The 14,861-nt window shown below is 66.8% G+C and carries 13 protein-coding genes; 5 read left to right on the top strand and 8 right to left on the bottom strand.

The features are described 5' to 3' along the window. Positions 1 to 4 precede the first annotated feature (4 nt). The gene (locus tag FM111_RS02705) at positions 5 to 307 is read left to right on the top strand and encodes a hemolysin (protein ID WP_087139200.1); all 303 of its coding nucleotides are present in this window, start codon (positions 5 to 7) and stop codon (positions 305 to 307) included. A gap of 113 nt (positions 308 to 420) precedes the next feature. Here the strand turns inward: FM111_RS02705 and FM111_RS02700 are convergent, their stop codons facing one another. Further along, positions 421 to 663, bottom strand: coding sequence for a DUF2164 family protein (locus tag FM111_RS02700; protein ID WP_087139199.1), 243 nt, complete (start codon positions 661 to 663; stop codon positions 421 to 423). Beyond that, positions 663 to 2,549: an ABC-F family ATP-binding cassette domain-containing protein gene (locus FM111_RS02695; RefSeq protein WP_087139198.1), complete on the bottom strand. Its 1,887-nt coding sequence runs from the start codon at positions 2,547 to 2,549 to the stop codon at positions 663 to 665. The genes FM111_RS02700 and FM111_RS02695 overlap by 1 nt, the downstream gene beginning before the upstream one ends. Before the next feature lie 104 nt (positions 2,550 to 2,653). Between FM111_RS02695 and ndk the strand changes: the two genes are divergently transcribed. Together ndk and FM111_RS02685 are read left to right on the top strand one after the other, a co-directional pair. Next, positions 2,654 to 3,073, top strand: a complete 420-nt coding sequence (gene ndk, locus FM111_RS02690; protein ID WP_087139197.1) for a nucleoside-diphosphate kinase — start codon at positions 2,654 to 2,656, stop codon at positions 3,071 to 3,073. 208 nt (positions 3,074 to 3,281) lie between these two features. Further along, positions 3,282 to 3,503, top strand: a complete 222-nt coding sequence (locus FM111_RS02685; RefSeq protein WP_373407951.1) for a hypothetical protein — start codon at positions 3,282 to 3,284, stop codon at positions 3,501 to 3,503. A gap of 82 nt (positions 3,504 to 3,585) precedes the next feature. Here FM111_RS02685 and FM111_RS02680 read toward each other — a convergent pair whose 3' ends face one another. Together FM111_RS02680 and purN are read right to left on the bottom strand one after the other, a co-directional pair. Then, on the bottom strand, positions 3,586 to 5,643 hold the full coding sequence (locus FM111_RS02680) for a M13 family metallopeptidase (protein ID WP_087139196.1): 2,058 nt from the start codon (positions 5,641 to 5,643) through the stop codon (positions 3,586 to 3,588). A gap of 116 nt (positions 5,644 to 5,759) precedes the next feature. Beyond that, entirely contained in the window at positions 5,760 to 6,344 is a 585-nt protein-coding gene (gene purN / locus FM111_RS02675; protein WP_087139195.1) for a phosphoribosylglycinamide formyltransferase, read from the bottom strand. 202 nt (positions 6,345 to 6,546) lie between these two features. On the opposite strand from purN, the gene FM111_RS02670 reads away from it, so the two are divergent. Beyond that, complete coding sequence (locus FM111_RS02670; RefSeq protein ID WP_087139194.1) at positions 6,547 to 8,139, top strand: S10 family peptidase; 1,593 nt, start codon at positions 6,547 to 6,549, stop codon at positions 8,137 to 8,139. A 118-nt stretch (positions 8,140 to 8,257) separates the two neighbouring features. Here the strand turns inward: FM111_RS02670 and purM are convergent, their stop codons facing one another. Continuing rightward, positions 8,258 to 9,295: a phosphoribosylformylglycinamidine cyclo-ligase gene (purM, locus tag FM111_RS02665; RefSeq protein WP_087139193.1), complete on the bottom strand. Its 1,038-nt coding sequence runs from the start codon at positions 9,293 to 9,295 to the stop codon at positions 8,258 to 8,260. A gap of 81 nt (positions 9,296 to 9,376) precedes the next feature. Here purM and rnd point away from each other — a divergent pair, with 81 nt between their 5' ends. After that, on the top strand, positions 9,377 to 10,531 hold the full coding sequence (rnd, locus tag FM111_RS02660) for a ribonuclease D (RefSeq protein WP_087139271.1): 1,155 nt from the start codon (positions 9,377 to 9,379) through the stop codon (positions 10,529 to 10,531). Between the two features lie 6 nt (positions 10,532 to 10,537). On the opposite strand, the gene FM111_RS02655 is transcribed toward rnd, so the two are convergent. The 3 genes from FM111_RS02655 to FM111_RS02645 are packed head-to-tail and all read right to left on the bottom strand — an operon-like array spanning position 10,538 to position 14,637. Further along, positions 10,538 to 10,903 carry a VOC family protein gene (locus FM111_RS02655; protein ID WP_087139192.1) on the bottom strand — a complete coding sequence of 122 codons (366 nt, stop codon included), beginning with the start codon at positions 10,901 to 10,903 and terminating at the stop codon, positions 10,538 to 10,540. A gap of 12 nt (positions 10,904 to 10,915) precedes the next feature. Next, entirely contained in the window at positions 10,916 to 12,406 is a 1,491-nt protein-coding gene (locus tag FM111_RS02650; protein ID WP_087139191.1) for a Ppx/GppA phosphatase family protein, read from the bottom strand. Next, positions 12,406 to 14,637 carry an RNA degradosome polyphosphate kinase gene (locus FM111_RS02645; RefSeq protein ID WP_087139190.1) on the bottom strand — a complete coding sequence of 744 codons (2,232 nt, stop codon included), beginning with the start codon at positions 14,635 to 14,637 and terminating at the stop codon, positions 12,406 to 12,408. Before FM111_RS02645 ends, FM111_RS02650 begins: the two co-directional genes overlap by 1 nt. Positions 14,638 to 14,861 lie beyond the last annotated feature (224 nt).

Here is a 14,861-nt window from a genome sequence, read left to right as displayed (position 1 = left end):
CGCCATGAAGACGATTCTGACCCTGAGCGCCGCTGTGAGCTTCCTCGCCCTGGCCGCCTGCGCCCCGACTCAGGGCGGCGGCGCGACGCCGGCGCCCGGCGGCGAAGCGACGCCCGTCGCCTGCAAGGCCAGCGACTATCAGGACTATGTCGGCCGCAATCGCTCGACCATTCCGACCGCGCCGGAAGGCCGCATCTTCCGCGTTCTGTGCAGCACTTGCGCGGCGACCATGGACTATCGCGACAACCGCGTGACCTTCACCTACGACGACAAGATCAACGTCGTGACGCGTGTCAGCTGCGGCTGAGGCGCATAAATATCCGCTCATTCCGGCGGACGCCGGGACCCAGTGCTTTGGCTGCAAACGCCGCGGATGAAGTTCTCACTGGGCCCCGGCGTCCGCCGGGGTGAGCGGGATGACTATCGCTCCAGGCCGTAGAGGGCGTCGGCGACGTCCTCTACCTTCTGGCGCACCACAGTCTCCGCATCGCGCAGGCCGCGATTGTAGAACAGACGGCCGATGTCCCGGCCGATGAACTCCACCAGCATTTCGGCGGGCAACTGGCCAACCTCCACCTCCAGCTCGTCGCGCAGGTAGGCGCGCAGCCGGGCGGACGCTTCCTGCATCTCGTCCTTGGTCAGCAGGGGCGGCGTCTTGCTCATCAGGACACCTCGGCCAGGGCCTCTTCGGCGGCGATCCAGTCGACCTCTGCCTGATCCAGGTCTGCCTGGGTCTTGGCGCGCGAACGGGTCAGGCCTTCCAGCTTCTTCGGATCATTGACGGCGGCGTTGGCCAGATCGTCGTCCAGACGCGCCAGATCAGCGGTCAACTGGGCCATCCGGTCCTCGGCCTTCTTCACCGCATGGCGAAGCGTGGAAGGAGACGGTCCCTTCTTCTTCTCGGCCTTGGGCGCGACGGCGGGCGCGGACGCCTCGGCTGCGGCTTCCTCATGCTTAACCTGGCTGGGCTTCATCCCCGCCTGTTTGGCGCGGTCGAGGACGAACTTCTGATAGTCGTCCATGTCGCCGTCGAATGGCTTCACCGAGCCGTCGGCTGCCAGCCACAGGCGGTCGGCCACCAACTCCATCAGCGAGCGGTCGTGGGTGATCAGGATCACGGCGCCGGTATATTCGTTCAGCGCGTCCAGCAGGGCGCGGCGGCTGTCGATGTCCAGGTGGTTGGTCGGTTCGTCCAGGATCAGGATGTGCGGCGCATCCATCGCCACCAGGTTCAGCAGCAGGCGCGCCCGCTCGCCGCCCGACAGCGATGCGACGGTGGTTTCCTGCTTTTCGAACGGCAAGCCGAACTGGGCCAGACGGCTGCGGCGGCTGCTTTCCGAGGCGTCCGGCATGGCGCGGCGGATGATCTCCAGCGGCGTGTCGGTCGGGTCCATCGCCTCGATCTGGTGCTGGTGGAACCAGCCCACGCGCATCTTGCCGTCGCGATGGAACTCGCCCGTCTCGACGGTCAGGGCCTTGGCGATCAGTTTGGCGAAGGTCGACTTGCCCGCTCCGTTGACGCCCAGCAGGCCGATACGGTCGTCCAGGTCCATCCGCAGGTTCAGGTTTTTCAGGATCGGCTTGCCCGGCTCATAGCCGACGTTGGCCTTCTCCAGCCGGATCAGCGGCGGGGGCAGTGGGCGTTCCGGCGAGGGCAGGGTGAAGGGGGCGACGCGCTCTTCCGGCGGCAGTTCGATGCGCTGCATCTTCTCCAGCCGCTTGACGCGCGACTGGGCCTGGGTGGCCTTCGACGCCTTGGCCTTGAAGCGGTCGATGAACTTCTGCAGGTGGGCGCGCTCGGCGTCCTGCTTGGACTTGTTGGCCTCCATCAGGCGCAGCTTCTCGGCCCGCGTCTTCTCGAAGGTGTCGTAGTTGCCGGTGTAGAGGTCCAGCTTGCGGTTCGACAGTTGCAGGATGTGGGTGCAGACGCCGTTCAGCAGCTCGCGGTCGTGGCTGATGATCAGGGCCGTGTGCGGATAGCGCTTCAGCCGCTGCTCCAGCCACAGGGCGCCTTCCAGGTCGAGGTAGTTGGTCGGTTCGTCCAGCAGCAGCATGTCCGGCTCGGCGAACAGGGCGGCCGCCAGGGCCACACGCATCCGCCACCCGCCCGAGAACTCGGCCATCGGGCGCAGGATGTCTTCATGACTGAAGCCCAGACCCGCCAGGATTTCGGACGCGCGGGCAGGGGCGCTGTCGGCGTCGATCTCGATCAGGCGGCCCCAGATCTCGCCCATGTCCTCGGGCTCGGCGGTTTCCAGCCGGGTCAGCAGGTCGTGACGCTCGACGTCGGCTTCCAGAATGGTGTCCAGCACGCTGACCGGCGTTGCGGGGTGTTCCTGATCGACCGAGCCGATGCGCGCGGTCTTGGGCAGGGAGATTTCATCGCCGTTGGCGGCCAGCTCGCCGAGGATCAGCTTGAACAGCGTCGACTTGCCGATGCCGTTGCGGCCGACCAGGCCCACCTTGGACCCCGGCGGCAGGCTGACGGAGGCGTCGTCCAGGAACTCGCGGCCCCAGGCGTTGTAGGTCAGGTTTTTGATCTGCAGCATGGCAACCGGAAAGAAAAAAGGCGTACGCGCGGGGATATTGGAAAGATGTGCGGCGCTCGCTATAAGCCGCCGACCCTCAAACTCCCAAACAAGAAGTCACTCCCATGACCGAACGTACGTTCTCGATCATCAAGCCGGACGCCACCCGCCGTAACCTGACGGGCGCCATCAACGCCGTCATCGAAGGCGCTGGCCTGCGTATTGTGGCTCAACGCCGCGTCAAGCTTACCGAAGCTCAAGCCAAAAAATTCTACGAAGTGCACGCTGAGCGTCCCTTCTACGGCGAACTGGTGTCGCAGATGATCGCCGAGCCGGTGGTCGTGCAGGTGCTGGAAGCCGAAGGCGCCGTCGCCAAATACCGCGAAGTCATGGGCGCCACCAACCCGAACGACGCCGCTGAAGGCACCATCCGCAAGCTGTTCGCCCTGTCGATCGGCGAGAACTCGGTCCACGGTTCGGACTCGCTGGAAAACGCCGGCATCGAGATCGCCCAGTTCTTCACGGACGCCGACATCGTCGGCTGATCTTGAAGGGCCGCGCTCGTCGGCCCTTCGGGAGCTCCCGACCCGACGCGGCCCTGATTTATGGGCCGCGGTCAAAAGGCTTCGCCTTTTCGACCCGACGCGGCCTGATCGTTTGCGGTCAAGCTGTGTGACAATTCGGCCCGCTCCCGGAACCGGGGGCGGGCCGTTTCGTTTTCATGGTCACGCTGTCTCTCGAAGAAGAACAAGGATGACCATTATGAAGACGATGCTGAAACTCGCCCCGGTGATCGGCCTGACGGCCTTGCTGGCCGCCTGCGGCACGACAACGGAACAACGCGCCGCCACGGGCGCTCTGGGCGGCGCGGTGGCCGGACAGGCGATCGGCGGCAACACCGGCGCGACGGTCGCCGGCGGCGTCATCGGCGCGGTCGCGGGCGCCGCCACCACGCCGAGGAAGCCGCACGAATAAGGCTTTCGCCGTACGGCAAGAAAAAAGGGCGTCGGCCGCGAAGCCGACGCCCTTTCTTTTTGTCCGTCGCCGGACGCGCCGCTTACCAGATGCGGGCGCGCTTTTCGGGGGCGATGAACTCGGCCTGATCCGGGGTGACGCCGAAGGCGGCGTACCAGGCGTCGATGTTGCGCGGCGGGGTGGCGGCGCGCGCCATGCCGGGCGAGTGCGGGTCGGTGGTCAGCTGCTCTTTCAGAGCCTCTTCACGCGACTTCTCACGCCACACCTGGGCCCAGCCCAGGAAGACGCGTTGCTCGCCGGTCAGGCCGTCGATCACCGGGGCCGGCTGGCCGTTCAGGCTGCGGTTGTAGGCGTCCAGCGCCATCAGCAGGCCGCCCAGGTCGGCGATGTTCTCGCCCATGGTCAGGTCGCCGTTGATGGGCGTACCAGGGATCGGCTCTTCAGCGGCGTAGATGGCGCCCAGGGTCTTGGCGCGTTCCTCGAAACGGGCGGCGTCCTCGGGCGTCCACCAGTCGCGCAGCACGCCGTTGGCGTCCGTCTTGCGGCCCTGATCGTCGAAGCCGTGGGTGATCTCGTGGCCGATCACGGCGCCGATGCCGCCGTAGTTGACCGCCGGGTCGGCGTTCGGGTCGAAGAAGGGCGCCTGCAGGATGGCGGCCGGGAAGACGATCTCGTTGCGAGGGGGGTTGTAATAGGCGTTCACCGTCTGGGGCGTCATGCCCCACTCCAGCGGATCGACCGGCTGGCCGATCTTGCTGCGGTTCCAGGCCCAGTCGAAGGCGGAGGCGCGCTCGACGTTGCCGTAGAGGTCGCCTGCCGTCAGCTCCAGCCCGTCATAGCTGCGCCATTTCTCGGGATAGCCGATCTTCACGCCGAACTTGGACATCTTCAGCAGAGCCTGTTCGCGCGTAGGCTCGCTCATCCAGTCCAGGGCCTTCAGGCGCTCGGTCATGGCGGCGCTGAGGTTGGCGACCAACTGCTCCATCTGCGTCTTGGACGAAGCCGGGAAGTGCAGGCGGACGTATTCCTGGCCCAGAACCTCGCCCAGCTGGCCGTCGACCAGGGCGACGCCGCGGTTCCAGCGCGGACGGTTCTCGGGCTGGCCGCGCAGGGTCTTGCCGCGGAACTCGAAGCGCGAGTCAACGAAGGCGTCGGACAGATAGGGGCTGGCCTGATCGACGGTCTGGAAGGCCTGCCAGGCCTTCAGCGTCTCGATGGGGGTGTCGGCGAACACCTGGGCGATGCCGGGGATGGCGGTGTTTTCCATCAGCACCAGGGTCGGCACGCTTTCGACCTTCGACGCCTGCAGGAAGGCGGCCCAGTCGAAGCCCGGCGCGAAGGTCGACAGTTGCGAGACGGCGGTCGGGTTGTAGATCTTGTCGATCTGGCGACGCTCGACTGTGGTCCAGTGCTTCTCAGCCACCTTGGTCTCGAAGGCCAGGATGTCGGCGGCGGCCTGGGCCGGGTTGTCCCAACCGGCGGCGGTCAGGGCGCGGGTCACATAGACGACATAGGCTTCGCGCTGCGTGGCGAAGTCGGGCTTCAGGTAATAGTCACGGTCCGGCAGGCCCAGGCCGCCCTGGCCCAGATAGGCCGAGTTGACGTTGGGGTCTTGCAGGTCTTCGAACACGGCCACCCCGAACAGGGAGCCGCCGAAACCTTCGTGGCTTGCGCCCATCAGGCGGGCCATGTCGCTGTGGTTCGCCACGGCGCGGATGGCGGCCAGGTCGGCGGCCAGCGGCTGGGCGCCCAGCTGGTTGACGCGGGCTTCGTCCATGAAGCTGGCGTACAGGGCGCCGACCTTGCGGGCGTTGTCGTTGACCGGGTTGGCGGCGCTGGCTTCGATGATGGCGCGGAGCTGGGCCTGCGAGTTCTCATAGAGGACGTCGAACGGGCCGAAACGGGCCTTGTCGGCCGGAATCTCGGTGTCGCGCAGATAGACGCCGTTGGCGTAGGCGTTGAAGTCGTCGCCCGGCTTCACCGTCAGGTCGCGGCCGTCCAGATCAAAGCCCCACGGCTTGATTTCGGGGGCGGTCGATGCGGTCGTGGAAGCGTGGGCGTGTTGGGCGAGGGTCGGTTGAGCCGTGAAGGCGAGGGCGAGGGCCATGGCGGCGGCGCCCATCAGGCGGGTTTTCATCATCGGGTCTTTCCCAGTGGTGCAGACATGCGCGATTGCGCCGCAAGGCCGGTGCATTCGTGCTTGCGGGCAACCTGCGCCCGCCTGCGACCGGCTGTCGCATTAAAAATCGTTAAGGATCAGGCGCGGCGGACGAAATCGGCGAGCGCCTGGGGATAAAGGCCGTGCTCCGCCGCCTTGACCCGTTCGGCCAGGATGTCGGGCGTGTCGCCCGGCAGGATCGGCACGCGCGCCTGGCCCAGCACAGGGCCTTCGTCGACGCCCTCGGTGACGATGTGGACGGTGCAGCCCGCCTCAAGGTCGCCGGCCTCGATGGCGCGGGCGTGGGTGTTCAGGCCGGGATAGAGCGGCAGCAACGACGGGTGGATGTTCAGCATCCGGCCCGCCCATTTCCTGACCAGCCACGGCGTCAGCAGGCGCATGTATCCGGCCAGGGCCACCATCTGAACGCCGCGCTCGACCAGCAGGACGTCGATGGCGCGCTCATGCGCTTCTCGGTCCTTGCCGAAGGGTTTGTGTTCGACGGTCAACGCTTCGACGCCCGCCGCCTCGGCCTTGGCCAGACCGCCCGCGCCCGCGATGTTGGAGACGACGACCACGACCTCATACGGTGCGTCCGCCGTCTGGCCCGCCGCAATCAGGCTGGCCATGTTCGAGCCGGTTCCCGAGATCAGGACGGCGACGCGGGTTTTGGCGACGGACATGGGCGGCTCACGCGTTGAAAAAGGCGCGACTGCCATGCGGCCCCGAAGGCGACTTAGCAAGAGGGACGGCAAGGCGAAGGGGAGGGCGTGTCGCCGCCGAACGAATGTCGATCAACTGACGCAAACTCCGTTGCTTCTTCGGAAACGGCGGCGCTAGCGTCGATCCGCCGGAGAGTCCGGCATCCTAGGGGGAGTATCCTATATGCGTCGTCTGTTGACTGCCGCCTGCGCTGCGGCCCTGTTGGCCGCGCCGGCCGTTTCCATGGCTCAGGAAGCCGCGTCCAGCGGCGGTTCGGGTCCGATCCGCTCGGCGGCCGAACGTCTGCGCAACGCCAACGCCGAACAGATCGAGAAGAACTGGGCCCGCGCCAGCGCCGATGAGCAGACGGTGACGACCAGCCACTCGATCACCGCCCACGGCCGCGCCATGCGCTACAAGGCCACGGCGGGCACTCTGACGGTCCGCAACGACGCGGGCATGCCGACGGCCAGCCTCTTCTATGTGGCCTATACGCTGGACGGTCAGCCGGTCGGCCGTCGCCCTATCACCTATATGTTCAACGGTGGGCCGGGCTCGCCGACGGTGTGGCTGCACATGGGCGCCTTCGGCCCGATGCGGGTCCAGACCGACGCCCCGGTGGTCGAGCGTCCGGGGCCGTTCAACCTCGCGCCCAACGACATGACCCTGCTGGACAAGACCGATCTGGTCTTCATCGACATGGTCGGCGCCGGTTATTCGCGCCCGCTGGGCGAGACGCCGGGCTCGGCTTTCTGGGGCGTGGATCAGGACGCGGATACGTTCGCTCGCGCCATCATGCGCTACACGACCAAGTTCGACCGCTGGTCCAGCCCGAAATACGTCCTGGGCGAAAGCTACGGCACCCTGCGCGCGGGCGCCCTGGTGCATCAGCTGGAAAATCGCGGGATGTCGCTGAACGGCGTGGTCCTGCTGTCGTCGATCATGAACTATGGCGTGCGCCAGCCGGGCTATCCGCAGAACTTCGTCACCCTGCTGCCGACCTATGCGGCGACGGCCTGGTATCACAACAAGATCCCGAACAAGCCCAGCCTGGAAGAACACGTCCAGCGCGCCCGCGAATTCGCCATCGGCCCCTATGCGGCGGCCCTGTCGAAGGGGCACCTGATCTCGGACGCCGAGCGCGCCCAGATCGCCCAGCAGATGAGCGCCCTGATCGGCATTTCGCCGACGGTGCTGGATCAGGCCAATCTGCGTCTTGAACTCAGCCCCTTCCGCAAGGAGCTGCTGCGCGATCGTCGTCAGACGGTCGGCCGTCTGGACACCCGCTATCTGGGCATTGACGCCAATGCGGTCGGCGGCGCGCCCGAGGAAGACCCCTCCAGCAGCGCCATCACCGGCGCCTATTTCAGCATCTTCCGCGACTATGTGGCCACGACGCTGAACTATCGGACGGATATGGATTATCGCCAGTCGGCGCGCGGCCTGCCGGGCTTCGATTGGGACTGGAGCCACCGCCCGCCGGTCGGCGGCCCGCAGACCACGCCGAACACGGCGGTTGATCTGGCCACGACCATCCGCCGCAATCCGCACCTGAAGGTGCTGGCGCTGAACGGCTATTACGACGCCGCCACGCCCTTCTTCAGCACGGAATACGACCTGGCCCAGATGATGCTGGAGCCGCACCTGCGTGGGAACCTGGAGTTCACCTACTATGAAGGCGGCCACATGATGTATACGGCCCGCCCGGCGCTGGAGCAGCTCTACACCGACATGGCCAAGTTCTACGACGAGACGCAGAACGGCGGCCTGCGCTAAGGATACCTCTCTCCGCTCATCCCGGCGGACGCCGGGGTGAGCGGTAGAGAAATGCGGGCGCAGAAAAAAGGCCCCAGTCGCTGACTGGGGCCTTTGTCTTATCCGAAGCGGCGACGCCTTACGCCGCCTGCAGTTGTCCGCAGACGAACGCCGTTTCGCCTGCGTTCAGCAGGGCGGCCAGCACCGGCTCGACGTTCTCCGGCGCGACGATCAGGATGAAGCCCACGCCGCAGTTGAAGGTGCGGCGCATTTCGTGATCCGAAACGCCGCCCGTCTCGCCCAGCCATTGGAAGACGGCGGGCATCGGCCAGGCGTCCCAGTCGAAGTTGGCTTCCAGGCCCTCGGCGATGCAGCGCGGCGGGTTCTCGATCAGGCCGCCGCCCGTGATGTGGGCTGCGCCCTTGATCAGGTCCGCCTTCATCAGCGGCAGGACCGGCTTCACATAGATGCGGGTCGGCTCCATCAGGGCCTGGGCCAGGGTGCAGTCCTTGGCGAAGGGGGCGTCGTCGCCCCAGGCTAGGCCGGACTTCTCGACCACCTTGCGGATCAGCGAATAGCCGTTCGAGTGCGGACCCGAGGAGGCCAGGCCGATGATGACGTCGCCCGGCTTCTGCTGGTCCAGATAGGGCAGCACCTTGCCGCGCTCGACGGCGCCGACCGAGAAGCCGGCCAAGTCGTAGTCGCCGCCCGAATACATGCCCGGCATTTCGGCCGTCTCGCCGCCGACCAGGGCGCTGCCCGACTGGCGGCAACCCTCGGCGATGCCGGCGACGACGCGGCGCGCGGCGTCCACGTCTAGTTTGCCGGTGGCGTAGTAGTCCAGGAACATCAGCGGCTCTGCGCCCTGCGCCAGCAGGTCGTTGACGCACATGGCGACCAGATCGACGCCCACGCCGTCATGACGGCCGGTTTCGATGGCGATCTTCAGCTTGGTGCCGACGCCGTCCGTGGTGGTGACGATCAGCGGGTCTTCAAAACCGGCGGCCTTCAGGTCGAACAGGGCGCCGAAACCGCCCAGCGAGGCCTCTGCGCCGGGGCGGCGCGTGGACTTGGCCAGGGGCTTGATCGCGTCGACCAGCTGTTCTCCGGCGTCGATATCCACGCCTGCGTCGGCGTAGGTCAGACCGTTTTTCAGGGCCTCAGGGGTGTCGCTCATCGGTCACGGCTCGAAATCGGGGGCGAAAATATGTCGCGGCGCTCTTGCCACGACGGCGTCGCGCGGGGCTATAGCATCGGAATGACGCCAATCACCACCAATGACGCGCTGATCGCCTTCTGCGATCGTTTGGCCAAGGCCCCGTACATCACCGTTGATACGGAATTTATGCGGGAAACGACCTACTGGCCCAAGCTGTGCCTGATTCAGGCTGCGGCTTCCCCTACGGACGCCGCCATCATCGATCCGATGGCGGAGGGGCTGGATATGACGCCCTTCCTCGACATCCTGCGGGACGAATCGATTCTGAAGGTCTTCCACGCCGCCCGACAGGACGTGGAGATCTTCAACAAGTTGGGCGCCATGCCGCGTCCGCTGTTCGACACCCAGGTCGCCGCCATGGCCGCCGGGTTCGGCGACCAGGTCAGCTATGAGGCCCTAGTCCGCCAGATGCTGCGTCAGGAACTGGACAAGGGCAGCCGCTTCACCGACTGGGCGCGCCGCCCGCTGTCGGACGCGCAGCTGGTCTATGCGCTGGGCGACGTGACGCACCTGTCGGCGCTCTATCCCAAGCTGCGTGACCGCCTGGAAAAAGACGGCCGCCTGGAGTGGGTCATGTCGGAAATGAGCGCGGTCACGGACCCGGCGCTCTACGACACCTCGCCGGAGAACGCTTGGAAGCGGCTGAAGCCGAAGAAGTTCAACGCCAAATATCTGGCCGCATTCGTCGCCACCGCCGTCTGGCGCGAGCGCGCGGCCCAGGAGCGCGATCAACCGCGCGGCCGCATCCTGAAGGATGAGGCCATCGACGAGATCGCCGTCCAGGCCCCGACGGACCCGGACGCCTTCAATCGCCTGCGCTCGGTGCCCAAGGGCTTCGGCGGATCGCGTCTGGGGCTGGAGCTGGCGGCCGAGCTGAAGCGCGTCCTGGCCGACCCGGAAGCCCACGCGCCCAAGCTGGAGCGCCCGGCCAACAACCAGCCGGCGCCGCCCTCGGTGGTCGAACTGCTGAAGGTGCTGCTGAAGGCCAAGAGCGACAATGCGGGCGTGGCGGCCAAGCTGATCGCCACGGTCTCCGATCTGGAGAAGATCGCGCTGAACGACAACGCCGACGTCGAAGCCATGAAGGGCTGGCGCCGCCAGCTGTTCGGCGAGGACGCGCTGAAGCTCAAGAAGGGCGAGATCGCCCTGGTGCTGAACGGCGCCCGCGTCGAAGTGGTCGAGATCGAAGGCTGAGGGGAGTCAGGTCGGCGGCGACGCCGGCTCCCACAGCTCGATGGGATTGCCCTCGGGGTCGTGGATGCGCACGAAGCGGCCGATCTCGGGCACGTTCCAGTCCGGGTCGGCGCGCACCTCTATGCCCGCCGCCTGGAAACCGGCGACCATGCTGTCCAGATCGGTGACGCGCAGGTTCAGCATCCAGCGATGGTCGGCAGCGAAATAGTCGCTGTCTTCCTTGAACGGCGAGAAGACCGTCGGCCCTGCTTCCTGGTTCCAGATGTAGACGCCCTCCGGCGCGCCGACGCCCAGGTGATCCAGATACCATCTGGCCAGACCCTCGGGGTCTTTCGAGCGGAAGAAGAAGCCGCCGATTCCGGTCACGGGCATGAGGGTCGCTCCTTAGATTTTCAGCGCCAGATCCATCGCTTCGGCCAGGGCCTTGGCCCGGCGTTTTGTCTGTTCGCCCAGCAGCATGTCGGCATAGCCGTTGGCGGCGGTGACGCGCAGGGCGCCTTTCTCGACCGTGGCCGTGGCGTTGGCCAGAAGTTGCGGCGAGCGGCCCGACAGGTCGCAGGCCAGCCGCATGGCCAGGCCCAGGGCGCGGGCGCGCTTCTGGCCCTTCCCCGACAGCAGGCGGTTGACCGTGTCCGGCGCGGGCGTGCGCGCCTCGCCGCCATAGCGGGCGTTTATCGCCACAGCCATGAAGGCGCGCTCGGCGTGGGTCTGGCCGGGAATAGGCGACCACAGCACCTGATCGAACACCAGATTGGTGCGGTGGTCCGGGTGCAGGCGAGCGCCCAGGTCGGCCAGGCGACACACCGAGGAGGTCAGCAGGGCGTCACGCTCCTCGCCGAACACTTCAGGCAGCGCCGAGGCGACCGATTGCAGCCAGCCGTCCAGAGCGCGGGGCAGGGCGGGGTCCACGCCCTGGCGGCCGCCCCAGGCTGAACACCCGGCCAGCAGGGGGTCGACGGCCCGCATGGCAGGCTCCATGCCGTGATACAGCAGCCCCTCGCGCACGCCCCAGGCCGAGAAGATGATCGAGCCAAGCCCCAGCCGGTCGATCAGCCCTTCCAGCACCAGGGCGGCGTAGGGCAGGGTTTCGGCGCGACGCTTGGACAGGCCGGGCAGCTTCTCCAGCGAGGCGCGGGACTGACGCGCGACCAGACGGGCCATATCGCGGGCGTCAGCGGCGTTCAGGACATACTGGTGGACGATGCGGATCGGGTGCTCGATCATGGCCATGTGCATCTGGGCCAGGCTGCGCCAGGCGCCGCCGACGGCGTAGAGCGTCGAGGTCGCATAGTCGTCCTGGATCGGCTCCAGCCGTTTGGCGATGCGGCCGCGCAGGCGATCGGCGTCGAAGCCCTTGGCGTCCAGCAGGGCGAAGGGGCCTAGGGGCAGGGTCACGCCCTTGCCGCGCGGACCGTCGCCGATGCGCGTCAGCTCCAGACTGGCGCCGCCCATGTCGGCGGCCACGCCGCACGCGCCGGGGTCGCCCGCCAGCACGCCCAGCGCCGAATACTTCGCCTCTTCCTCGCCGCTGAGGACGCGGATGCGCAGCCCCGTCTCGGCGGCCACGCGCTCGCAGAACAGGGGTCCGTCCTCGGCTTCGCGCACGGCGGCGGTGGCGGCGACCAGCACCTGATCCGGCTGGACGCCCTCGATCACGGCGGCGAAGCGGCGCAGCGCCGTCATGGCCATGATCACACCCGGCTCGGACAGGCGCCGGGTGGCGGCCAGATCGCGGCCCAGACCCGCCAGCACCTTCTCGTTGAACATGGTCCAGACCGCGCGGCCTTCCAGCCGGTACAGCACCAGACGCACCGAGTTGGAGCCGATGTCGATGACGGCGATCTGTTTCGACTCGTATTCGCGCTCGGGGCTCATCAGCGGCGCTTCCGCGGCTTGAGGCCCGGATAGGACAGGGCGCCGGGCAGTGTCTTCACCTTGCGGCCGCGTCCCGACAGGCTGGGGTTGGTCATGAAGTATTTGTGCGCCGAGAAGGGCCGCTCCGACCCGCTGGGGATCACCCGTCGATAGGAGCCGTCCGGAGCCAGAACCCAGCTCTGGGCGTCGTCCTTCAGATTGGCGACCATGATCTGATCCAGCACCTGATCGTGGACGGTGGCGTTCAGGATCGGCGTCATCACCTCCACCCGGCGGTCCAGGTTGCGCGGCATCCAGTCGGCTGAGGAGATGTAGACCCGCGCCCGGTTGCTGGGCAGGTCGTGGCCGTTGGCGAAGGCGACGATTCGGCTGTGCTCCAGGAAGCGGCCGACGATCGACTTGACCCGGATGTTCTCCGACAGGCCCGTCACGCCGGGGCGTAGGCAGCAGATGCCCCGGATGACCAGTTCGATGCGTACGCCCTGCTGGCTGGCGCGATAAAGGGCGTCGATGATCTCGGGATCGACCAGGGCGTTCATCTTGGCCCAGATGGCGGCGGGCTTGCCCTTGGCGGCGGCGGCCATTTCGCGCCCGATCATCTCGATCAGGCTGGTCTTCATGTTCAGCGGCGAGACGACCAGCGCCTCCAGCTCGTCCGGCGCCGCATAGCCGGTGATGTAGTTGAACACCCGCGTTGCATCGCGGCCCAGCGCCTGATCGCAGGTGAACAGGCTGAGGTCCGTGTAGATCTTGGCCGTGACCGGGTGATAGTTGCCGGTGCCGAAGTGGCAGTAGGTGCGAAGGTTGTCGCCTTCGCGCCGCACGACGACGCTCATCTTGGCGTGGGTCTTGTACTCGACGAAGCCGAAGACGACGTGGACGCCCGCCCGCTCCATCTGGCGCGCCCAGCGCAGATTGGCCTCTTCGTCAAAGCGCGCCTTCAGTTCGACCAGGGCGGTGACGTTCTTGCCGTTCTCGGCCGCCTCGATCAGGGCGGCGACGATGGGGCTGTCCTTGGAGGTGCGGTAAAGCGTCTGCTTGATGGCGATGACGTGCGGGTCGCGCGCCGCCTGACGCAGGAACTGGACCACTACGTCGAAGCTTTCGAACGGGTGGTGGATCAGCATGTCCTTTTCTCGGACTGCCGCGAAGATGTCGCCGCCGTTGTCGCGCACCCGTTCAGGGTAGCGCGGCTCATAGCCCTTGAACTTCAGGTCGGGGTGGCCGCCGGGGATCAGTTCGGAAAGTTGGGCCAGTCCCAGCATGCCGTCGACCAGCACCACGTCCTGCGGCTGGGCGTGAAGCTGGGCGATGATGAAGTCGCGCAGGTCGTCGGGCATGTCCGCCTGAATCTTGATGCGGACGACCGAGCCCATGCGGCGCTGCTTCAACGCCTCCTCGAACTCCATGACCAGGTCTTCGGCTTCTTCCTCGATTTCGATGTCGGAATCGCGGATCAGGCGGAACAGACCCTTTTCCAGGATCTCGCAGCCCGGAAACATGTGGTCGATGAACAGCAGCAGCAGGTTTTCCAGCGAGACGTAGCGCGCCCGTCCCGGCGTCGAGCGCCCGTCCGTCGCCAGCGCCCAGAAGCGCCGCACCTGGGTCGGCACCGGCACCAGGGCGTAGAGGACGCGGTTGTCGCTGTTGCGCCGCAGCTTCAGCGCCAGCGAGAAGCCCAGGTTCGGCAGGAAGGGGAAGGGGTGCGCCGGGTCGATCGCCATCGGCGTCAGCACGGCGAACAGCTGGTTCAGGAACTCCGGCTCCAGCCGCTCGCGCTCGGTTTTGGTGATGCGGCTGCGCTCGACGATCTCGATGCCGGCGGCGGCCATTTCCTTGCGCAGGACGCGCCACTGACGCTGCTGCTCGGCCATCAGGCCGCCCGCCGCTGCATTGACCTGTTCCAGCTGTTCGGCGGGCGTCAGGCCGTCGGGCGAGACGACGCGCACCCGCTCGCGCACCTGACCCTTCAGGCCGGCGACGCGGGTCATGAAGAACTCGTCCAGGTTGTTGGCCGAGATGGACAGGAAGCGCACCCGCTCCAGCAGGGGGTGACCTTCGTTCGCCGCCTCTTCCAGAACCCGACCGTTGAAGGCCAACCACGACTGCTCACGATTGATGAAGCGCTCGGGCGAAGCCATCAACGCCTCGGACAGCTCTAGCTGCGGCGCGCGCGAGGAAGGGACTTCCTCGCCGGTGGTGTCGACGGCGATAGGCGCGAGATCAGTCATGATTCCGTTGTCGCTCGCGCCTGTGACGGCTGCAACCGCGATTGTGTCGCGGCAGGCGAGACATCACGATTCCGCTCATCCCCGCGGAGGCGGGGACCAAGTGCTTTGGCTTCAAGCTCGCGCTTGGGACCATGAAGACCTTTGAGCCGAGCGCTCGTGGCTCTCACTGGGTCCCCGCCTCCGCGGGGATGAGCGGGGTTAGGGTTCCCCGTCCAGCACCTGAC

Origin of the sequence: Brevundimonas diminuta 3F5N, assembly GCF_900163625.1 — a bacterium.
Classification (GTDB): Bacteria; Pseudomonadota; Alphaproteobacteria; order Caulobacterales; family Caulobacteraceae; genus Brevundimonas; species Brevundimonas diminuta_A.
This window is presented reverse-complemented; position numbering and strand designations above follow the sequence as displayed.